Here is a 20,791-nt window from a genome sequence, read left to right as displayed (position 1 = left end):
CGGCGCCGACCGATGCCGTCAGCGGCGTCGCCGTGCGCGGCCCGCCCTGGCCGCCTTGGCGCGCTTCGCGGCGAAACGCACACCACCCGGGCTTTCCCCGACCTCGACGCGCACGACGGTGGACCGGGGGTCCACCACGCCGTCGCCGACGTGGAGGACCGAGGTGTCCACGGCCCCGAGCTTGCTCAGGGCGGCCCCTGCCGCCTTGACCTCCTCCTCGGCGGTGTCGCCCTTGAGGAGCAACATCTCGCCGTAGGGGCGCAGCAGGGGCACGCCCCAGGCCGCGAGGCGGTCCAGGGGAGCCACGGCCCGGGCCGTCACTACATGCACCGGAGGCAGCTTGCCGAGGACTTCCTCGGCGCGGCCCCGCACGACCGTGACGTGGTCCAGGCCGAGCAGCTCGACGACCTCGGTGAGGAAGTTCGTGCGCCGCAGCAGGGGCTCAAGGAGCGTGATCTTCAGGTCCGGGCGGACGAGGGCGAGCGGGATGCCGGGCAGTCCGGCACCGGAGCCCACGTCGCACACGGTCACCCCCTCGGGCACGACCTCCGACAGCACGGCGCAGTTGAGCAGGTGCCGCTCCCAGAGCCGGGGAACCTCGCGAGGGCCGATCAGGCCACGCTGCACCCCCGCTTCGGCGAGCAGCTCCGCATACCGGACCGCGTCCGAGAAGCGATCGCCGAATACCGTCCGGGCCTCTTCAGGCGCCGGGGGGAGCTCCGCTGCCTCCGTCACGGGGAACCATCCTTCCGTACCGCACTGGGGTGGCTGACTATCAGGCTGACAAAGACCGGCCCCGCCTGCGAACAGACGGGGCCGGAGGGTACGCGGTGCCGCTCAGGCGGGGAGCACGACGACGAAGCGCTGCGGCTCCTCGCCCTCGGACTCGCTGCGCAGGCCGGCGGCCTTGACCGCGTCATGCACGACCTTGCGCTCGAACGGCGTCATGGGCTTGAGCTTGACCGACTCACCGGAGCTCTTCACCTCGGCGGCGGCCTGGGCACCGAGCCCGGAGAGCTCCTCACGCTTCTTGGCGCGGTATCCCGCGATGTCCAGCATGAGGCGGCTGCGGTCACCGGTCTCGCGGTGCACGGCGAGCCGCGTGAGCTCCTGGAGCGCCTCCAGGACCTCGCCATCCCGGCCGACCAGCTTCTGCAGGTCGCGGCTGGCGGTGTCGCTGATGATCGAGACAGCGGCCCGGTCGGCCTCGACGTCCATGTCGATGTCGCCGTCCAGGTCGGCGATGTCGAGCAGACCCTCGAGGTAGTCCGCCGCGATCTCCCCCTCCTGCTCGAGGCGGGTGAGGGTGTCGCCGGCCTCGACTTCGGTGGAGGTGGTGGTGCCTTCCGTCACGGGAGGGGCTCCTTCTACTTCTTGGAGGACGGGTGCTTGGGCCGCTGCTGGCCCTTGCGCTGCTGTCCCGACTTGGCTTTGCTGCGGGTACCGGAGCCGGGCTTGTCGCCCGTCGTGCTACTGCCCGCGGGCTTCGCCTTCGGGGCGGCGTCCTCGGGCTGGTCCTGAGCCTTCTCCAGCGACGTCTTGGCTTCGGCCTCGTCGTCCACCTTGGCGGCCCCCTGCGTCACCGCGGACTGGCGCTTGGCCTTGCTCTGGCGCTTGGGCTGCTGGCGCTTGGGGGCTCCCGCGGGGGTGCCTTCCTCGCCGTCGGCGACGACCGTGTTCTCGCTCTCCACCACGGTGCCGTCGGCCTGGGCCGCGAGGCCCGCCTTGGTCAGACCGTTGATGAACTTCCGCTCGAACTCATTGCGGTCCCGGCCCTTGGCGACGATCGCCTTGATGACGTTCGTGTTGCCGCGCCCGCGCACCTTCTTGTTGTGCGTGACCTGCTTCTGCAGGCGCTCCAGGAAGGCGGCCTGGGCCTTGGAGCCCGGGGTGGGGTTCCTGCGGATGACGAACATCTGCTGGCCCATGGTCCACACGTTGGTGGTCAGCCAGTAGACGAGGACACCGACGGGGAAGTTGATGCCGAAGATGGCGAACATGATCGGGAAGACGTACATCAGCATCTTCTGCTGCTGCATGAACGGCGTCTTGACCGTGGTGTCGACGTTCTTCGTCATCAGCTGGCGCTGGGTGAAGAACTGCGAGGCCGACATCAGGATGATCATGAGGGCGGTGATCACGCGGACGTCGGTCAGCGAGGCGCCGAGCGAGGCGACCTTGTCGGCGCTGTCCATGAACTTCGCGGCCAGCGGAGCGCCGAAGATGTGCGCCTTACGCGCGCTCTCCAGGAGATCGCCGTCGATGACGCCGATCTCCTTGCCCGTCGCGATGCCGTTGAGCACGTGGTACAGGGCGAAGAAGAACGGCGACTGCGCCAGGATGGGAAGGCACGAGGAGAGCGGGTTGGTGCCCGACTCCTTGTACAGCTTCATCATCTCTTCGGACTGGCGCTGCTTGTCGCTCTTGTAGCGCTCCTGGATCTTCTTCATCTCGGGCTGCAGCGTCTGCATCGCCCGGGTCGCCTTGATCTGCTTCACGAAGAGCGGGATCAGACAGATGCGGATCAGGATCACCAGGGACACGATGGACAGGCCCCAGGCCCAGCCCGTGTCGGGACCGAAGATCTTCCCGTACACCGAGTGGAACTGGACGATGACCCACGAAACTGGTGTCGTGATAAAGCTGAAGAGACTGGCAATCGTGTCCACTAATCAGGCTCCTTGAGCATGGGACGGGGTCTCGGTCTCGGCGGCCGTCCCCGGGGGGATCTCCCCGGTCGGCGCGCCTGCGGCGGAGGTCCCGCCCTTGCGCCCGCGCCAGGAGGCGCGGAGCATCTCGTGCCACCGCGGGCGCTTGCGCGGCGGCACATGGTCGACACCACCGAGCGACCACGGGTTGCACCGCAGGATGCGCCAGGCGGTGAGCGCCGATCCCTTGATCGCACCGTGCCGGTCGATGGCCAGGTAGCCGTAGCGGGAACACGACGGGTAGTACTTGCACACCGGGCCGAGAAGAGGACTGATCGTCCACTGGTACAGCTTGATCAGGGCCAGCAGCGGGTACTTCATCGCGCGCCCCCTCCCAGCCGCCGCAAGGCGGTGTCCAGGTCTCGGGCCAGCTGTGCATGGTCGGCGTCGCCCGCTCCGGGCAGCGCTCGTACGACTACCAGGCTACCGGGGGGCACGGAGGCCAGCCGGTCGCGCATGAGATGGCGAAGCCTGCGCTTCACCGTGTTCCGTACGACCGCGTTGCCCACGGCCTTGCTGACGACGAAACCCGCACGCGTCGGGGGAAGGGTCTCCCCAGGCACGTGCGGGTCCGTTGCGCCGCTACTTAGATGGACGACGAGAAGCGGGCGTCCGGCCCGGCGTCCTCGGCGTACCGCGGTCGCGAAGTCTTCGCGCCGCCTCAGCCGATGCTCGGTAGGCAGCACGACGTCATGACCTGACTGAGATCAGGCGGAAAGGCTGGCGCGACCCTTGCCACGACGGTTCGCGAGAATCGCGCGGCCGGCACGGGTGCGCATCCGCAGGCGGAAGCCGTGGGTCTTGGCGCGACGACGGTTGTTCGGCTGGAAGGTGCGCTTGCTCACTCGGGGGCTCCAGAAATGATCGTGTGGTGGCGGGACATCGCCTGGCTGTCACCGTGCGCCCACGAGAAGCTCGCGAATACGCACCGAGTGCACCGCTTCACAATCACAGATCGTGATCTTTGCCCATCGGAGGCAGGCGGCAGCAGCCATCGACAACTCGACCTGGTCACGGTACGCGGGGCTACGCCATCCGGTCAAACCGGCCTCCAGGGGGAGACACTGTGCACAGCCTGTGGACAACAACTTGAACCGCAGCCGTCGCCCTGACTACCTTGGCTGAACTCCGATTCGTTCCCTTCCCCCTCCCCATCCCGATTTCCGTCCCAGGAACCACACCTTCGTGGGACCCGTGAGAGAGCGTGCCCTGTGGCTGACGTACCTGCCGATCTTGCCGCAGTGTGGCCACGAGTTCTGGAACATCTGCTGGGTGAGGGCCGCGGGCAGGGCGTCGAGGCGAAGGACGAGCGGTGGTTGCGCAGCTGCCAGCCGCTGGCCCTGGTCGCCGACACCGCCCTCCTGGCCGTCCCGAACGAATTCGCCAAGGGCGTACTCGAAGGCCGGCTCGCGCCCGTGGTCAGCGAGACCCTGACCCGCGAGTGCGGCCGTCCGATCCGCATCGCGATCACTGTCGACGACTCGGTCGGCGAACCGGCGGGCCCCTCGGCGCCCCCGATGCAGCAGCCCGGCCAGCACCAGCAGCCGCACCACCACCACCAGCAGCATTACGAGGAGCCCGAGCTCCCGTCCTCCGGCCAGGGCCGCGACGCGTACGACGGCTACGGGCGCCGGTCCTCGGACGAGCACCAGAACGGTTCCCGCTCCGACCAGCAGATGCCGACCGCCCGCCCCGCCTACCCGGACTACCAGCGTCCGGCCCCCGGAGCGTGGCCGCAGCACCAGCAGCAGAACGACTACGGCTGGCAGCAGCCCCGCCTCGGCTTCCCCGAGCGCGATCCGTACGCGAACCCGGTGCAGCAGCCGCAGCGCGACTACCGCGGCCAGCCGTCGCACGAGCGCTCCCCCTACGACCAGCAGCGCGAGCCGCAGGACCGGCGTGAGCGCCACGACATGTCCGATCCGTCCGGCGACCACCGCGGCGGCGGGCACGGCGGCCACGGCGTGCACAGGGGCGGCCCCGTCGGCCCCACCTCCTCCAGCGGCGCTCCCGGCCCGCTGGCCGCGCAGCCGGCGCCCGCGACGGGCCCCGGCGAGCCGACCGCGCGGCTGAACCCCAAGTACCTCTTCGACACCTTCGTCATCGGGGCGTCGAACCGTTTCGCGCACGCCGCCGCGGTGGCCGTCGCCGAGGCGCCCGCCAAGGCCTACAACCCCCTCTTCATCTACGGGGAGTCAGGGCTCGGCAAGACGCACCTGCTGCACGCCATCGGGCACTACGCCCGCAGCCTCTACCCCGGCACGCGCGTGCGCTACGTGAGCTCGGAGGAGTTCACCAACGAGTTCATCAACTCCATCCGCGACGGCAAGGGCGACAGCTTCCGCAAGCGCTACCGCGAGATGGACATCCTGCTCGTCGACGACATCCAGTTCCTCGCGGACAAGGAGTCGACGCAGGAGGAGTTCTTCCACACGTTCAACACGCTCCACAACGCGAACAAGCAGATCGTGCTCTCCAGCGACCGGCCGCCCAAGCAGCTGGTCACCCTGGAGGACCGGCTGCGCAACCGCTTCGAGTGGGGTCTGATCACCGACGTCCAGCCGCCCGAGCTGGAGACGCGTATCGCGATCCTCCGCAAGAAGGCGGTGCAGGAGCAGCTCAACGCGCCCCCGGAGGTGCTCGAGTTCATCGCGTCCCGGATCTCGCGGAACATCCGTGAGCTGGAGGGCGCGCTGATCCGCGTCACGGCGTTCGCCTCGCTCAACCGCCAGCCGGTGGACCTGGGGCTCACCGAGATCGTCCTCAAGGACCTGATCCCCGGCGGCGAGGACGCGGCCCCGGAGATCACGGCGACGGCCATCATGGCGGCGACCGCCGACTACTTCGGGCTGACGGTGGACGATCTGTGCGGCTCCTCGCGCAGCCGCGTCCTGGTGACGGCACGCCAGATCGCCATGTACCTGTGCCGGGAGCTGACCGACCTGTCCCTGCCGAAGATTGGCGCACAGTTCGGCGGCCGCGACCACACGACGGTCATGCACGCGGACCGCAAGATCCGCGCGCTGATGGCCGAGCGGCGCTCGATCTACAACCAGGTCACCGAGCTGACCAACCGCATCAAGAACGGCTGACGCACGCGGCGGCAGGCCGCGGAGCAGCGCCCCGGGACAACGGCTCCCGGGGCGCTTTTCGTTGCCCACGCACGCGTGGAGCCCGTTCTTCCCGCGGGCCGAGTTCTCTCAGGAGTTCTCTCAGGAGCCCCCGACGCTCCCCTGCGGCATCCCTCCGGTACCCCTCCGGGAGCCATCCGACGCCGCTCCGGAGACGTTGCGGAGCCGTTCCGGAGCGCTTCCGACCGCACAGCGCCCTCGCACGGACCGCTCTCGCTGTTCGATTTCCCCAGCTCAGGGCCGGGTTCTCCACAGATGTGCGAACTTTCTCGCTTCCACACCCTGGGGACTGAAAAGTTGTCCAGACGCTGTCCACAGGCAGCACGGCTGAGAGATCATCAGACCAGGTCAAGTGGTTGGGGATTCGTGGACAAAAGATCTCCACAGGCTGTGGATGAACTTTTCCTCCACAGGGTGTGCACGACGTTGTCCACCGGCGGCCCACAGGTTCTGGCCGGTTGTCCCCAGCTTTACCCGGCTTCTCCACACGGCTGTCCACTGTTCGGCAACGCGACGCGCCTCCTCACCGGGTCGAGTGAAAGGCGTCACACCAAGGTGCCGGGTTGGCCTGTGGGGAAGCGGGGTAAAGCTGGGGACGACGCTGGGGAGAAGTGGCCCTTCCCTGTGCACGGGGTGTGCAGAACTTTCGCCCGTCCACAGAAACACCCGGTTGTCCACGGGTGCCGCCCACAGGCGCGGTGGATAAAAAACCGGGTCTGACCAGCGATTTCGCGGTTATCCACGGTTTCCACAGCCCCTACTACTACTCCCGACTAGAGAGTCCGGGGAAATCGTTTGGAAGGGGGGCCTGTGCACAACTCGCGCTTCGGGGCCCCGACGCCGCTCGGTACGACTTGACCCCGACAGGCACCGACTGTCAGTGCGGTGCGTCAGACTGTTCCCCGGTGTCCTTCCCACGGCATGGCTGAGAGACACCGAGTCAGACGACGAGGGCCACAGGCCCAGCGGGCGAGAGCAGCCAGCAACAGCAGGAGGGCGGCTAACGGTGAAGATCCGGGTTGAACGCGACGTACTCGCGGAGGCGGTGGCCTGGGCGGCACGCAGCCTCCCGGCCCGGCCGCCAGCGCCTGTCCTCGCGGGCCTGCTGCTGAAGGCCGAGGAAGGCGCACTGAGCCTGTCGAGCTTCGACTACGAGGTCTCGGCGCGCGTCTCGGTGGACGCGGAGATCGACGAGGAGGGCACCGTTCTCGTCTCCGGCCGGCTGCTCGCGGATATCTGCCGCGCGCTCCCCAACCGCCCAGTGGAGATCTCCACGGACGGCGTGCGGGCGACGGTGGTCTGCGGCTCCTCGCGATTCACACTCCACACGCTTCCTGTGGAGGAGTACCCCGCGCTGCCGCAGATGCCGACCGCCACGGGCACCGTCCCCGGTGAGGTCTTCGCCTCCGCCGCCGCGCAGGTGGCCATCGCCGCGGGCCGCGACGACACGCTTCCGGTGCTGACCGGCGTACGCATCGAGATCGAGGGCGACACGGTCACCCTGGCCTCCACCGACCGCTACCGCTTCGCGGTCCGCGAGTTCCTGTGGAAGCCGGAGAACCCCGAGGCGTCCGCTGTGGCGCTCGTGCCCGCCAAGACGCTCCTGGACACCGCCAAGGCCCTCACGAGCGGTGACACGGTCACCCTGGCGCTCTCCGGGTCCGGCGCGGGCGAGGGCCTGATCGGCTTCGAGGGCGCGGGTCGGCGTACGACGACGCGTCTGCTCGAAGGCGATCTGCCGAAGTACCGCACGCTGTTCCCCACCGAGTTCAACTCCGTGGCCGTGATCGAGACCGCCCCCTTCGTGGAGGCCGTCAAGCGCGTGGCCCTGGTCGCCGAGCGGAACACCCCGGTGCGGCTCAGCTTCGAGCAGGGCGTGCTGATCCTGGAGGCGGGTTCCAGCGACGACGCACAGGCTGTGGAAAGGGTCGACGCCCAGCTCGACGGCGACGACATCTCCATCGCGTTCAACCCGACGTTCCTGCTCGACGGCCTGAGCGCGATCGACTCCCCGGTCGCCCAGCTGTCCTTCACGACCTCCACGAAGCCCGCGCTGCTCAGCGGCAGGCCGGCCGTGGACGCCGAGGCGGACGACGCCTACAAGTACCTGATCATGCCCGTACGTCTGAGCGGCTGAGCCCACAGGTGTGAGCGTGCGTCCGGGCGTAGGCTCGGACGCGGGTACGAAAGTGCCCGGAACGCCACGTCGCTAGTGAAGGAACCTCTGATGGAGCTCGGTCTCGTCGGCCTTGGCAAGATGGGCGGCAACATGCGCGAGCGCATCCGCCGCGCAGGTCACACCGTCATCGGATACGACCGCAATCCGGATCTCGCGGATGTCCACAGCCTGGAAGAGCTTGTGGGCGAACTGAAGGGCCCCCGAGTGGTGTGGGTGATGGTCCCGGCCGGGGCCGCGACCCAGGCCACCATCGACGAGCTCGCCGAGCTCCTGCAGCCCGGAGACGTCGTCGTGGACGGCGGCAACAGCCGCTGGACGGATGACGAGAAGCACGCCGAGGAGCTGAAGGCCAAGGGCATCGGCTTCGTCGACTGCGGCGTCTCCGGCGGCGTCTGGGGCCTGCAGAACGGCTACGCGCTGATGTACGGCGGTGACACCGAGGACATCACGAAGGTCCAGCCGATCTTCGACGCCCTCAAGCCCGAGGGCGACTTCGGCTCCGTGCATGCCGGCAAGGTCGGCGCGGGCCACTTCTCGAAGATGGTCCACAACGGCATCGAGTACGCCATGATGCAGGCCTACGCCGAGGGCTGGGAGCTGCTGGAGAAGGTCGACTCCGTCACGGACGTGCGCGAGGTCTTCCGCTCCTGGCAGGAGGGCACGGTCATCCGTTCCTGGCTGCTCGACCTCGCGGTCAACGCCCTGGACGACGACGAGCACCTGGAGAAGCTGCGCGGCTTCGCGCAGGACTCCGGTGAGGGCCGGTGGACGGTCGAGGCCGCGATCGACAACGCCGTGCCGCTGCCCGCGATCACGGCCTCGCTCTTCGCCCGTTTCGCCTCGCGCCAGGACGACTCCCCGCAGATGAAGATGATCGCCGCGCTGCGCAACCAGTTCGGCGGCCACGCGGTGGAGTCCAAGAGCGAGAACTGATCCACAGCCTGTGGGGAACCCCCGCGGTTTCCCACAGGCCTCGAAGCAAGCGAAGCAAGGCCGGGGGAGGTCGGCGAACACCATGCACGTCACGCATCTCTCGCTGGCCGACTTCCGCTCGTACGCCCGGGTCGAGGTCCCTCTCGATCCGGGCGTCACCGCGTTCGTGGGGCCCAACGGCCAGGGCAAGACCAACCTCGTCGAGGCCGTCGGCTATCTCGCCACCCTCGGCAGCCATCGCGTCTCCTCGGACGCCCCCCTGGTCCGCATGGGCGCGGAGCGGGCCGTCATCAGGGCCAACGTCCGCCAGGGCGAGCGGCAGCAGCTGATCGAGCTCGAACTGAACCCGGGCAAGGCCAACCGCGCCCGCGTCAACCGTTCCTCGCAGGTCAGACCGCGGGACGTGCTGGGGATCGTCCGTACGGTGCTGTTCGCGCCCGAGGACCTCGCGCTGATCAAGGGCGACCCCGGTGAGCGGCGGCGCTTCCTGGACGAGCTGATCACCGCGCGCTCCCCGCGCATGGCCGGCGTCCGCTCCGACTACGACCGGGTGCTCAAGCAGCGCAACACCCTCCTGAAGTCGGCCGCCCTCGCGCGACGCCACGGCGGGCGGTCCATGGACCTGTCCACGCTCGACGTCTGGGACCAGCACCTCGCACGCGCGGGCGCCGAGCTGCTCGCCCAGCGGCTCGACCTCATCTCCACGCTCCAGCCCCTCGCCGACAAGGCGTACGAGCAGCTCGCGCCCGGCGGCGGCCCCGTCTCCCTGGAGTACAAGCCGTCCGCGCCCGGTGACGGCCTCACCCGCGAGGCGCTGTACGAGCAGCTCATCGCCGCCTTCGAAGAGGTCCGCAAGCAGGAGATCGAGCGCGGCGTGACCCTGGCGGGCCCGCACCGCGACGACCTCCTGCTCAAACTGGGCCAGCTCCCCGCCAAGGGATACGCGAGCCACGGCGAGTCCTGGTCGTACGCCCTGGCGCTGCGCCTGGCCTCGTACGACCTGCTCAGGGCCGAGGGCAACGAACCGGTGCTCGTCCTCGACGACGTCTTCGCGGAGCTGGACTCCCGCCGCAGGGAGCGGCTCGCCGAGCTGGTGGCGCCGGGCGAGCAGGTCCTGGTCACCGCCGCCGTGGACGACGACGTCCCCGGCGTCCTCACCGGCACGCGGTACGCGGTGTCGGACGGCGCGGTGGACCGCGTATGAGCACCGAAGAGCCGGCCAAGGGCGACCCCGCGAACCCGGGGGCGCCCAAGCCGCCCGAGCCCTCCGGCGTCGACCTCGCCCGGGTCGCCCTGCGGGCGGCGAAGGAACAGGCGCGCGCGCGTGGGGACGCCGCCCAGCAGAAGAAGCAGGCGCGCCGCGGCGGGCTGCGCTCCGGGGCGCGCTCCGACGGACGTGACCCGCTGCCGCTCGGCTCCGCCATCAACCGGCTGATCACCGAGCGCGGCTGGGAGACCCCGGCCGCTGTCGGCGGGGTCATGGGCCGCTGGCCGCAGATCGTCGGCGACGACCTGGCCAAGCACTGCGTGCCCCAGAAGTACGACGAGGACGAGCGCGTCCTGACCGTGCAGTGCGACTCGACGGCCTGGGCGACGCAGCTCCGCCTCATGGCCCCGCAGCTCGTCGCGCGCCTGAACGAAGACCTGGGCCACGGCACCGTACGCCTCATCAAGGTGCTCGGTCCCCAGGGCCCCACCACCCGCTTCGGACCCTTGCGCGCACCGGGAAGCACGGGCCCCGGGGACACCTACGGCTGAGGCCGCCGGGGGCGATAGCTGGGGGTTGACGGCTCAAAGCGCTGAGTGCCGCTGTGAGCCCTTTGGAGCCCCGTTCCGCATATGGGGAGTCGGCCGAGTCCCGTTCAGGACGGCACATGCGGACTCAGGTACCGGCAAACCCCCATCACTGTCAGCGCTACCGGTAGACTGGGAGCTAATCCCGCCCCACTTGTGGGACGCACCGAGCAACGCTGACTATCGCTGAACGACGCAGCCGCTCCGGCCACCGCCGGGAGCTTGGCTTGTGCTGTGCCAGAAAGGGCGCTTCGTGGCCGATTCCGGCAACCCCAACGAGAACATCCCGTCCACCGCCGCCGGCGAGACCGTCGAGGCCCCACCCTCGTACGACGCCAGCGCGATCACCGTCCTCGAGGGTCTGGACGCGGTCCGCAAGCGACCCGGCATGTACATCGGCTCGACCGGTGAGCGCGGTCTGCACCACCTCGTGCAGGAAGTCGTCGACAACTCCGTGGACGAGGCGCTGGCCGGTCACGCGGACACGATCGACGTGACGATTCTCGCCGACGGCGGCGTCCGCGTGATCGACAACGGCCGTGGCATCCCGGTGGGCATCCACCCCGTCGAGAAGAAGCCGGCCGTCGAGGTCGTGCTCACCGTGCTGCACGCGGGCGGCAAGTTCGGCGGCGGCGGGTACGCCGTCTCCGGTGGTCTGCACGGCGTCGGTGTCTCCGTCGTGAACGCGCTGTCCACCAGGCTCTCCGTGGACATCAAGACGGACGGCTACCGCTGGACGCAGGACTACAAGACGGGTGCCCCGACCGCGCCCCTGGAGCGGCACGAGGCCACCGACGAGACCGGCACCACGGTCACCTTCTGGGCCGACCCGGACGTCTTCGAGACGACGGAGTACTCCTTCGAGACGCTCGCGCGGCGCTTCCAGGAGATGGCCTTCCTCAACAAGGGCCTGACGATCAAGCTCACCGACGAGCGCGAGTCCGCCAAGGCCACGGCGGGCGCCGACTCGGCGGAGGCGACCGACGACGAGGCCGCCGAGGCCCGCACGGTGACGTACCACTACGAAGGCGGCATCGTCGACTTCGTGAAGTACCTCAACTCCCGCAAGGGCGAGGTCGTCCACCCCACCGTCATCGACGTCGAGGCCGAGGACCCGGAGCGCCTGCTCTCGGCCGAGATCGCCATGCAGTGGAACTCCCAGTACACCGAGGGCGTCTACTCCTTCGCGAACACCATCCACACGCATGAGGGCGGCACGCACGAGGAGGGCTTCAGGGCCGCGCTGACGGGCCTGGTCAACCGCTACGCGCGCGAGAAGAAGCTGCTCCGCGAGAAGGACGACAACCTCACGGGCGAGGACATCCGCGAGGGTCTGACAGCGATCATCTCGGTGAAGCTGGGCGAGCCCCAGTTCGAGGGCCAGACGAAGACCAAGCTGGGCAACACCGAGGCGAAGACCTTCGTCCAGAAGGTCGTCCACGAGCACCTCACGGACTGGTTCGACCGCAATCCGAACGAGGCCGCGGACATCATCCGCAAGGGCATCCAGGCCGCCACTGCCCGCGTCGCCGCCCGCAAGGCGCGCGACCTGACCCGCCGCAAGGGCCTCCTGGAGACGGCGTCCCTGCCGGGCAAGCTGAGCGACTGCCAGTCGAACGACCCGACGAAGTGCGAGATCTTCATCGTCGAGGGTGACTCCGCCGGTGGTTCGGCGAAGTCCGGCCGCGACCCGATGTACCAGGCGATCCTGCCCATCCGAGGCAAGATCCTGAACGTCGAGAAGGCGCGCGTCGACAAGATCCTGCACAACCAGGAGGTCCAGGCGCTGATCTCGGCGTTCGGCACCGGTGTGCACGAGGACTTCGACATCGAGAAGCTCCGCTATCACAAGATCATCCTGATGGCGGACGCCGACGTCGACGGTCAGCACATCAACACGCTGCTCCTGACGTTCCTCTTCCGCTTCATGCGTCCCCTCGTCGAGGCCGGCCACGTCTACCTCTCGCGCCCGCCGCTGTACAAGATCAAGTGGTCGCGGGACGACTTCCAGTACGCGTACTCCGACCGCGAGCGCGACGCCCTGGTGGAGATCGGCCGCCAGGCCGGCAAGCGCATCAAGGACGACTCGGTCCAGCGGTTCAAGGGCCTCGGCGAGATGAACGCCGAGGAGCTCCGCATCACGACGATGGACCAGGAACACCGCGTGCTCGGCCAGGTCACCCTGGACGACGCGGCACAGGCCGACGACCTCTTCTCGGTGCTGATGGGAGAGGACGTCGAGGCACGGCGCTCGTTCATCCAGCGCAACGCCAAGGACGTCCGCTTCCTCGACATCTGAGTCGGCCCGTACGAGCCGCACCTCGAAAGGACTTTGACCAGTAATGGCCGACGAGAACACCCCTGTGACGCCCGAAGAGGAACCCGCCGTGCCCGGTGTGGGCATGCGCGTCGAGCCCGTCGGGCTCGAGACGGAGATGCAGCGTTCCTACCTCGACTACGCGATGTCCGTCATCGTGTCGCGCGCGCTGCCCGACGTGCGGGACGGCCTGAAGCCCGTGCACCGACGCGTCCTGTACGCGATGTACGACGGCGGCTACCGCCCCGAGAAGGGCTTCTACAAGTGCGCCCGCGTCGTCGGCGACGTCATGGGCACCTACCACCCGCACGGCGACTCCTCCATCTACGACGCCCTGGTGCGCCTCGCCCAGCCGTGGTCGATGCGGATGCCGCTGGTGGACTCCAACGGCAACTTCGGCTCCCCGGGCAACGACCCGGCGGCGGCCATGCGGTACACCGAGTGCAAGATGGCGCCGCTGGCCATGGAGATGGTCCGTGACATCGACGAGGAGACCGTCGATTTCACCGACAACTACGACGGCCGCAACCAGGAGCCGACGGTCCTGCCGGCGCGCTTCCCGAACCTGCTGATCAACGGCTCGGCGGGCATCGCGGTCGGCATGGCCACCAACATCCCGCCGCACAACCTCCGCGAGGTCGCGGCGGGCGCCCAGTGGGCCCTTGAGCACCCCGAGGCCTCGCACGAGGAGCTGCTCGACGCCCTGATCGAGCGCATCAAGGGCCCCGATTTCCCGACCGGCGCCCTGGTCGTGGGCCGCAAGGGCATCGAGGAGGCCTACCGCACGGGCCGCGGCTCCATCACGATGCGCGCGGTCGTCGCGGTCGAGGAGATCCAGAACCGCCAGTGCCTGGTCGTCACCGAACTGCCGTACCAGACCAACCCGGACAACCTCGCGCAGAAGATCGCCGACCTGGTCAAGGACGGCAAGGTCGGCGGCATCGCCGACGTCCGCGACGAGTCGTCCTCGCGCACCGGCCAGCGCCTCGTCATCGTCCTGAAGCGTGACGCGGTCGCCAAGGTCGTCCTGAACAACCTCTACAAGCACACCGACCTCCAGTCGAACTTCAGCGCCAACATGCTGGCCCTGGTCGACGGCGTGCCGCGCACCCTGTCGCTGGACGCGTTCATCCGGCACTGGGTCACGCACCAGGTCGAGGTCATCGTCCGGCGCACGAAGTACCGGCTGCGCAAGGCCGAGGAGCGGGCGCACATCCTGCGCGGCCTCCTCAAGGCCCTGGACGCCATCGACGAGGTCATCGCGCTCATCCGCGGCAGCCAGACCGTCGACATCGCGCGCGAGGGCCTGATGGGCCTGCTCTCGATCGACGAGATCCAGGCCAACGCCATCCTCGAGATGCAGCTGCGCCGGCTCGCCGCCCTGGAGCGCCAGAAGATCGTCGCCGAGCACGACGAGCTCCAGGCGAAGATCAACGAGTACAACTCGATCCTGGCGTCGCCCGAGAAGCAGCGCCGGATCATCAGCGAGGAGCTCGCGGCGATCGTCGACAAGTTCGGCGAGGACCGGCGCTCGGCGCTGGTGCCCTTCGACGGCGACATGTCCATGGAGGACCTGATCGCCGAAGAGGACATCGTCGTCACCATCACGCGCGGCGGCTACATCAAGCGCACCAAGACCGAGGACTACCGCTCGCAGAAGCGCGGCGGCAAGGGCGTGCGCGGCACGAAGCTGAAGCAGGACGACATCGTCGACCACTTCTTCGTGTCGACGACGCACAACTGGCTGCTGTTCTTCACCAACAAGGGCCGCGTTTACCGCGCCAAGGCGTACGAACTGCCCGACGCCGGCCGCGACGCGCGCGGCCAGCACGTGGCCAACCTCCTCGCCTTCCAGCCGGACGAGCAGATCGCCGAGATCCTCGCGATCCGTGACTACGAGGCGGTGCCCTACCTGGTGCTCGCCACCAAGGGCGGCCTCGTTAAGAAGACGCCGCTCAAGGACTACGACTCGCCCCGCTCGGGCGGCGTCATCGCCATCAACCTCCGGGAGACGGCGGACGGTTCGGACGACGAGCTGATCGGCGCCGAGCTGGTCTCCTCCGAGGACGACATTTTGCTCATCAGCAAGAAGGCGCAGTCGATCAGGTTCACCGCAACGGACGACGCGCTCCGCCCGATGGGCCGCGCCACTTCGGGCGTCAAGGGCATGAGTTTCCGCGACGGGGACGAACTGCTCTCGATGAATGTCGTTCGTCCAGGTACGTTCGTCTTCACCGCCACCGACGGCGGGTACGCGAAGCGGACCAACGTCGACGAGTACCGCGTCCAGGGTCGCGGTGGCCTCGGTATCAAGGCCGCCAAGATCGTGGAGGACCGCGGAGAGCTCGTGGGCGCCCTGGTGGTCGAGGAAACGGACGAGATCCTCGCCATCACGCTGGGCGGCGGTGTGATTCGTACGCGAGTCAACGAGGTCAGGGAGACGGGCCGTGACACCATGGGCGTCCAACTGATCAACCTGGGCAAGCGCGATGCCGTGGTCGGCATCGCTCGTAACGCCGAGGCCGGGCGCGAGGCCGAGGAAGTCGACGGGGACATCGTCGTCGACGAATCGGACGGCGGCGAGCCGGTTGCCGGTACGGACGAGGGCACGGATTCCTCGGCCGAGTAGCGCGAGGAGTGAGTCATCGTGAGTGGAGCCACGGGCGCCGGGGCGAAGAGAACCGGCAAAGCCGGCACAAAGGGTGCCCGTGGCTCCGCCACAGATGCACAAGGCTCCCATGAGTCTCATGGATCCCAGGGGGGAACTGTGACGGATACCCGAGGCTCTGCCAAGGGCGTGAAGGGCGGCGGGGGAACGCTGCCCGGGGAACGCCAGCCGCAGCAGGCCTCCCAGCCGTACCACCCGCCGCAGGCGTACCAGCAGGACGCCAAGGCCGGCGCGGTGCGCAAGCCGCGGACGGGGGCGCGGACGGTGCCCCGCACCCGCAAGGCGCGGCTGCGGGTGGCCAAGGCCGACCCTTGGTCGGTGATGAAGGTCAGCTTCCTGCTCTCCATCGCGCTCGGCATCTGCACGATCGTCGCTGCGGCCGTCCTGTGGATGGTCATGGACGCGATGGGCGTCTTCTCGACGGTGGGCGGCACGATCTCCGAGGCGACGGGCTCGAACGAGTCCAACGGCTTCGACCTGCAGTCCTTCCTGTCGCTGCCGCGCGTCCTGATGTTCACCTCGATCATCGCCGTCATCGACGTCATCCTCGCGACGGCCCTGGCGACGCTCGGCGCGTTCATCTACAACCTCTCCGCGGGCTTTGTCGGCGGCGTCGAACTGACGCTGGCCGAGGACGAGTAGCGCGGGGCCGACGCGTCGACGAGCCGCAGAGGACTCGTCACGTGACAGAGGCTCCGGAAAGGCCGTGCGCGGCGGTGGCGACCACCCCGCGCACGGCCTTTCCGTCTGTCCGGGCCCCCGGCGGCGCCCCCGCGCGGGTATCGATTTTGGGACTGGCCCGGACGTGCGCTAATCTTCAGAGGTCAGCGCGCGGGACACACACCGCAGGCGCGGCGGGGCTATAGCTCAGTTGGTTAGAGCGCATCCCTGATAAGGATGAGGCCACAGGTTCAAATCCTGTTAGCCCCACAGAACGAGAACCCCCGGCCTTTCGAGGCCGGGGGTTCTCGCGTTGCGCGTCCGCTCGGTCGGCTCGGGGGATCGGCTCGGGTGGGTACGGGGATGGGGGCCCGCGGGTTCGGTGAGTAGAGGTGGCGGCTTCCTGGGCCTGCGGGGACTGCCGCCGTAGGCCGCAGGGCGGGCGTGGATGCCGCACGGGAGCCGCAGAAGGCCCCCAGCCGGTGGCTGGGGGCCTTCTGGAGTCTTGTGGTGCCGCTTGCCGCGTGATTACGGCTCCGAGGCCAGTCGTGGCTCGTGTGCGGTGGAGTCAGCCTCGGCTTCCGTGTCCGTGGCGGGCAGGTGCCGGCAGCTGGGGGACGCGCCGTGCGCCTCGGCGCGGATGCGCTGCTTCATCGTCGGGGGCAGTGACCGTTCGTACGCCGCCTTCCAGATGGCGGCCATCGCCGGAGTGGGCGCACACACCGTCGCGTTGCGCTCGTTCGTGGTCTCCTGTGCCGGCGTCGCGGCCGTGGCCGTCGTGCCGAGCCCCAGCGCGGCGAAGAGCGCGAGGAAGGCGGTGACGATCGTGGTCCACAGCTTCATGGCCTTGTTTCCGGTCATGGCCCCTCATTTCGGGTTGGGCGATTTGCGTACTTTCCTCATGATGTGTATGTGGGGTCGACAACGGTGGACCGACGCTCGTGGCGCGTGGATGTTCCGATGAACACCACCCGTATGGCCCCAAAGGGCCCGAAAAGGGGCCAAGGGCGGCGAAGGTCGCGACGTGTGGGCCCTGTGCGGAGCCCGGAGGTCCACTTGGATCGCTGCCCGCGATGCGGAAGTTGGGGGCGGATCCAGGTCACCGATCGATATCGATCGGTGTGTATAGTCGGGCGGCAGAAGTCCCCTACGTCAAGGAAAGACGAGGTCGCGCGGTGAAGAAGCTTCTCCTGGTCGCACTGGCCGCCATCGGCGGGCTCCTCGTGTACCGCCAGATCCAGGCGGATCGCGCCGAGCAGGATCTGTGGACGGAGGCGACTGACTCCGTGCCCACGGGTTCTTGAGTCAGCAACAACCGTTACTTCACAAACCCCGGTCGCTGCCGCGGCCGGGGTTTTGTGTTGCCCATGGCCGTCTTGCGACTCCGGAACTCGTGCGGTATTCGGATCGCTGTGCGGTGCGTTCACCGATGCGAACAGTGCGGTTGCTTGAGCGAATGACCGGATGGCGCCGGACGCCGCACGGATGGCGCAGCCGCGGTGCCGAAGGGCCCGCGGGGGTGTCCGCGCCCGGTCGGACGGGCAGGACGGGACGGACGGGACGGCTGTTCTCGCGACGAGGGGTGACGCGTGATGGGGCGGGGCCGAGGGCCGGGCGGGGCACGGGGAGTGGCGGGACGGCCTCGGCGGCGGGCGGCGTCAGCCATGGCCGCGGCCGCCTTGGTGGGTACGGGGGCGATATGCCCGGGACAGGCCGTGGCCACGGGGGAGCCAGGTCCCTACGCCTTCGCGGAGGGGGCGGAGACGGTCGACGGCGCGAGGAGCAACGTCGAGGGGCACCGGTTGATTCCGGGCGAGACCTATAAAAGCTCCCTCCCGCGCGGGGGACGGCTCTACTACCGCCTGGACCTCAAGGCCAAGGAGAGCGCGTACGTCTCGGCGACCGCGGTGCCACGGCTCGGCACCCGCGTCTCGTACGCCGATGGCCTAGAAGTGTCCGTACAGGACGCCGACGGCAACAACTGCAGCCCCATGGAGGCGCAGGAGGCGCGTTTCGGGGCCTCGGAGAGCCCGCGGCCCATCACGGCCACCGCGGCGCGCCGGACAGGACCCGCCGAGCCGAGCTGCGCGGGCGCCGGCACGTACTACGTGCTCGTCGAGCGGACCAGCGATCCGGAGTCGTCCCGGGGGGCGTGGGCCCTGGAGCTGCGGGTCGCGTCGGAACCCGCGGTGCGGATGACGGGCGCGACGGAGCCGCCGCGGACCTGGGACTCCGCGACCCCCGCACCGCCGACCGGCGAGCGGAAGCGGCGCGCGGGCGGCACGAGTTACCACACGGCGCGTGCGCTGGGGAACGGAGTGTGGGGAGACAGCGTTACTCCGGGTGAGACCCGCTACTACCGCGTGCCGGTCGACTGGGGGCAGCAGCTCGCCGTCAGCGCGGAGCTGGGCACGTCGGACGGCCTCCGACGGGGCACGGCGGACCCCGCCACGCGCGGTACGGGGTACGTCTCGCCGGGCCTGGTCATGACGCTGGCCAACCCGGTGCGCGCCGAGGTCGAGGACGCGGACACGGCGTACAACGGCGAGCAGAAGTCGGCCGCCCTCGAGCCGCTGCCGCCGGTCGCCTACGAGAACCGGTTCGCCACGGCGGACGCGGTGTCCGCGATGCGGTTCGCCGGCTGGTACTACGTGTCGGTCCACCTCAATCCCGAGGTGGCCGAGAAGTTCGGCGAGGCCCCGCTGGAGCTCATGCTGCGTGTGGACGTCGACGGAGACCCGCTGCCGGGCCCTTCCTACGCCGGTTCGCCGCGGCCCGCCGAGGAGTTCGGCGTCACGGAGCGGGACGCGGAGGCCGCGCGGCGGGGGGAGTCGGCCGCGCGGGGTGAGGGGGGCTCGGACGACGATCCGGTGCTCGCGGCCGTCGCGGTCGGAGGGATCGGGACGGGCGTGTTGCTGCTCGGCATACTCGGCGTGTGGACGCTGACGGCCCGCCGCAGGGCCGCGGGGGCGTCGGCCGCGGCGTCGGCCCCCACGTCGGACGCGCCCGTCAGAGCCGCGTCAGGGCCCAGACACCGACGGTGAGGCACACCAGCGCGACGAGCAGCATCGGGACGGCGACCTTCGCCGGCGGCCCCGGTCGGTGTTGGGTCGTGACGGGGGCGAGGGGCGCGCTCGCGCGGGGGACCGGGAGGTGGGGGGCGGCTCCGGGGGCGTATACGTGTTCGAATTGGTCTGAAGCTCGGGGCGTGTATGTGGGGCCTGAGCCGTACGCGGGACCTGAGCCGTACGCGGGGCCGGGATCGTGAGTGGGTTCGCGTCCGTACGCGGCTCCGGGCGCCGGCACTGGCAGGGGCGCCGGCGCGGGTGCCGGGAGAGGCAGGGGCAGCGGGGTCGGCGGAGTGGCGGGCCGGGGTGGCTGCTGCTGCGGGGCCTGCGGAGGGCGTTGGAGCGGCGGAGGCAGCCGAAAGCTGCCTGTCTCGGAGCCGGGACCACGCCCCTGATCGGCGGCCGTGATGTCGCCCCGTGGCGGAGGAGCGAGCGGCCCGTCAGGGCCGAACCCCGTGGGCAGCGGTCCGAGCTGATCGAAGATCTCCACCAGTTCGTCGTCCGGGCCGGGCTCCGGCAGCATCTCGGCGGCCGATGCCAAGGCCTTGCGGGCCCCGGTGGCGGTGCGGAAGCGCGCCTGCGGGTCCGGCTGGAGCAGCGTGGCGAGAACCTGCCAGAGCGGCTCAGGAACGCCTTGCGGGGCACTCGGAGTGCCTTGCTCGGCAAAGCGTTCGATGAGCGTCTTGGCGTCGGGCTTGGCCCCCTCCAGGAGGTACAGGGCGACGAGGCCCACGGCGAAGAGGTCCGCCGTGAAGTCCGGCTCGGCGCCCAGCATTTGCTCGGGGGCGAAGTAGCCGGGCGTCCCCACGACGTAATCGGTCTCGGTCAGCCGGGGCTCACCCTTGCGCATGGATATGCCGAAGTCCGACAGGCGCAGATGAGGACGCCCGGTGCCGGTGGCTTCGAGCAGGATGTTGGCCGGCTTGATGTCGCGGTGCACGACCCCCTCGGCGTGGACGGCCGCGAGCCCCGAGAGGAGCTGGTCGAGCAGCGTGCAGGCGAAGCGGAGCGGCAGCGGGCCGTAGTCGCCGATGACGTGCGCCAGCGAACCGCCGGCGACCAGGTCCATGGTGAACAGGACCTGGTCGTCGTCGGCGGCCCAACTGGCGGGGGCGAGCACATGCGGATGGTCGATCCGCAGGGCCTGCTCCCGGACGAACCGCAACAGGGAGTGCGCGTCGCTCTGCCGGAGCACCTTGGCGGCCACATAGCGGTGGCGCCGGTGGTCCCAGGCACGCCAGACCGCTCCGACTCCCCCGTGCCCGATCGGATCGACCAGTTCGTACCGGCCGGCGAAGACCTCACCCATGGTCGCGTTCCGCTCCCCTTCCGG

18 protein-coding genes and 1 tRNA gene are annotated in these 20,791 nt (G+C 69.4%); 11 read left to right on the top strand and 8 right to left on the bottom strand.

Annotated features, from left to right (window positions below):
- Nucleotides 1–18: 18 nt before the first annotated feature.
- The 6 genes from rsmG to rpmH form a co-directional block, all read right to left on the bottom strand.
- The gene (gene rsmG / locus DCW30_RS11035; protein WP_076685335.1) at nucleotides 19–735 is read right to left on the bottom strand and encodes a 16S rRNA (guanine(527)-N(7))-methyltransferase RsmG; all 717 of its coding nucleotides are present in this window, start codon (nucleotides 733–735) and stop codon (nucleotides 19–21) included.
- 102 nt (nucleotides 736–837) lie between these two features.
- On the bottom strand, nucleotides 838–1,353 hold the full coding sequence (locus DCW30_RS11030; protein ID WP_076685334.1) for a Jag family protein: 516 nt from the start codon (nucleotides 1,351–1,353) through the stop codon (nucleotides 838–840).
- 14 nt (nucleotides 1,354–1,367) lie between these two features.
- Complete coding sequence (gene yidC / locus DCW30_RS11025) at nucleotides 1,368–2,669, bottom strand: membrane protein insertase YidC (RefSeq protein WP_076685333.1); 1,302 nt, start codon at nucleotides 2,667–2,669, stop codon at nucleotides 1,368–1,370.
- Between the two features lie 3 nt (nucleotides 2,670–2,672).
- Nucleotides 2,673–3,029, bottom strand: coding sequence for a membrane protein insertion efficiency factor YidD (yidD, locus tag DCW30_RS11020; RefSeq protein WP_062771441.1), 357 nt, complete (start codon nucleotides 3,027–3,029; stop codon nucleotides 2,673–2,675).
- Entirely contained in the window at nucleotides 3,026–3,394 is a 369-nt protein-coding gene (rnpA, locus tag DCW30_RS11015; RefSeq protein WP_076685332.1) for a ribonuclease P protein component, read from the bottom strand. The genes yidD and rnpA overlap by 4 nt, the downstream gene beginning before the upstream one ends.
- 21 nt (nucleotides 3,395–3,415) lie before the next feature.
- Nucleotides 3,416–3,553 (bottom strand): 50S ribosomal protein L34, encoded by a 138-nt coding sequence (gene rpmH, locus DCW30_RS11010; protein WP_006381191.1) that lies wholly within the window; start codon nucleotides 3,551–3,553, stop codon nucleotides 3,416–3,418.
- Between the two features lie 366 nt (nucleotides 3,554–3,919).
- Between rpmH and dnaA the strand changes: the two genes are divergently transcribed.
- The 9 genes from dnaA (at nucleotide 3,920) to DCW30_RS10960 (ending at nucleotide 16,660) form a co-directional block, all read left to right on the top strand.
- A complete protein-coding gene (gene dnaA, locus DCW30_RS11005; RefSeq protein WP_076685331.1) occupies nucleotides 3,920–5,800 on the top strand; it encodes a chromosomal replication initiator protein DnaA in 1,881 nt (626 codons plus the stop codon).
- Nucleotides 5,801–6,845: 1,045 nt separating this feature from the next.
- Entirely contained in the window at nucleotides 6,846–7,976 is a 1,131-nt protein-coding gene (dnaN, locus tag DCW30_RS10995) for a DNA polymerase III subunit beta (RefSeq protein ID WP_062771445.1), read from the top strand.
- Between the two features lie 90 nt (nucleotides 7,977–8,066).
- Complete coding sequence (gene gnd / locus DCW30_RS10990) at nucleotides 8,067–8,951, top strand: phosphogluconate dehydrogenase (NAD(+)-dependent, decarboxylating) (RefSeq protein ID WP_076685329.1); 885 nt, start codon at nucleotides 8,067–8,069, stop codon at nucleotides 8,949–8,951.
- 82 nt (nucleotides 8,952–9,033) lie between these two features.
- Entirely contained in the window at nucleotides 9,034–10,155 is a 1,122-nt protein-coding gene (gene recF, locus DCW30_RS10985; RefSeq protein ID WP_076685328.1) for a DNA replication/repair protein RecF, read from the top strand.
- A complete protein-coding gene (locus DCW30_RS10980; RefSeq protein WP_062771452.1) occupies nucleotides 10,152–10,709 on the top strand; it encodes a DciA family protein in 558 nt (185 codons plus the stop codon). Before recF ends, DCW30_RS10980 begins: the two co-directional genes overlap by 4 nt.
- Nucleotides 10,710–10,974: 265 nt before the next feature.
- Nucleotides 10,975–13,044 (top strand): DNA topoisomerase (ATP-hydrolyzing) subunit B, encoded by a 2,070-nt coding sequence (gyrB, locus tag DCW30_RS10975; RefSeq protein ID WP_076685327.1) that lies wholly within the window; start codon nucleotides 10,975–10,977, stop codon nucleotides 13,042–13,044.
- A 43-nt stretch (nucleotides 13,045–13,087) separates the two neighbouring features.
- Nucleotides 13,088–15,691: a DNA gyrase subunit A gene (gene gyrA, locus DCW30_RS10970; protein WP_062771456.1), complete on the top strand. Its 2,604-nt coding sequence runs from the start codon at nucleotides 13,088–13,090 to the stop codon at nucleotides 15,689–15,691.
- 18 nt (nucleotides 15,692–15,709) lie between these two features.
- Nucleotides 15,710–16,372, top strand: coding sequence for a DUF3566 domain-containing protein (locus DCW30_RS10965; protein WP_076685326.1), 663 nt, complete (start codon nucleotides 15,710–15,712; stop codon nucleotides 16,370–16,372).
- Nucleotides 16,373–16,586: 214 nt separating this feature from the next.
- Nucleotides 16,587–16,660: transfer RNA gene (locus DCW30_RS10960), tRNA-Ile, on the top strand.
- A gap of 258 nt (nucleotides 16,661–16,918) precedes the next feature.
- Here the strand turns inward: DCW30_RS10960 and DCW30_RS10955 are convergent.
- Nucleotides 16,919–17,251, bottom strand: a complete 333-nt coding sequence (locus DCW30_RS10955) for a DUF6344 domain-containing protein (RefSeq protein WP_062771460.1) — start codon at nucleotides 17,249–17,251, stop codon at nucleotides 16,919–16,921.
- Nucleotides 17,252–17,565: 314 nt separating this feature from the next.
- Here DCW30_RS10955 and DCW30_RS37420 point away from each other — a divergent pair, with 314 nt between their 5' ends.
- Together DCW30_RS37420 and DCW30_RS10945 are read left to right on the top strand one after the other, a co-directional pair.
- Nucleotides 17,566–17,694 carry a DLW-39 family protein gene (locus tag DCW30_RS37420; protein ID WP_003999697.1) on the top strand — a complete coding sequence of 43 codons (129 nt, stop codon included), beginning with the start codon at nucleotides 17,566–17,568 and terminating at the stop codon, nucleotides 17,692–17,694.
- A 411-nt stretch (nucleotides 17,695–18,105) separates the two neighbouring features.
- Nucleotides 18,106–19,434, top strand: coding sequence for a hypothetical protein (locus DCW30_RS10945; protein WP_205576603.1), 1,329 nt, complete (start codon nucleotides 18,106–18,108; stop codon nucleotides 19,432–19,434).
- On the opposite strand, the gene DCW30_RS10940 is transcribed toward DCW30_RS10945, so the two are convergent.
- Nucleotides 19,400–20,767: a serine/threonine-protein kinase gene (locus DCW30_RS10940; protein ID WP_076685323.1), complete on the bottom strand. Its 1,368-nt coding sequence runs from the start codon at nucleotides 20,765–20,767 to the stop codon at nucleotides 19,400–19,402. The genes DCW30_RS10945 and DCW30_RS10940 overlap by 35 nt on opposite strands.
- Nucleotides 20,768–20,791 lie beyond the last annotated feature (24 nt).

The organism is Streptomyces alfalfae (assembly GCF_004127445.1).
In the GTDB taxonomy this organism is placed as follows: domain Bacteria; phylum Actinomycetota; class Actinomycetes; order Streptomycetales; family Streptomycetaceae; genus Streptomyces; species Streptomyces alfalfae.
The sequence above is the reverse complement of the archived record's forward strand: the minus strand, read 5'-3'. Positions and strand labels throughout refer to the sequence as shown.

Excerpts from the sequence above, each read along its gene's own strand:
- yidD (WP_062771441.1), bottom strand. The coding sequence starts at position 3,029 with ATGAAGTACCCGCTGCTGGCCCTGATCAAGCTGTACCAGTGGACGATC.
- gnd (WP_076685329.1), top strand. The coding sequence starts at position 8,067 with ATGGAGCTCGGTCTCGTCGGCCTTGGCAAGATGGGCGGCAACATGCGC.
- recF (WP_076685328.1), top strand. The coding sequence starts at position 9,034 with ATGCACGTCACGCATCTCTCGCTGGCCGACTTCCGCTCGTACGCCCGG.
- DCW30_RS10980 (WP_062771452.1), top strand. The coding sequence starts at position 10,152 with ATGAGCACCGAAGAGCCGGCCAAGGGCGACCCCGCGAACCCGGGGGCG.
- gyrA (WP_062771456.1), top strand. The coding sequence starts at position 13,088 with ATGGCCGACGAGAACACCCCTGTGACGCCCGAAGAGGAACCCGCCGTG.
- DCW30_RS10955 (WP_062771460.1), bottom strand. The coding sequence starts at position 17,251 with ATGACCGGAAACAAGGCCATGAAGCTGTGGACCACGATCGTCACCGCC.
- DCW30_RS10940 (WP_076685323.1), bottom strand. The coding sequence starts at position 20,767 with ATGGGTGAGGTCTTCGCCGGCCGGTACGAACTGGTCGATCCGATCGGG.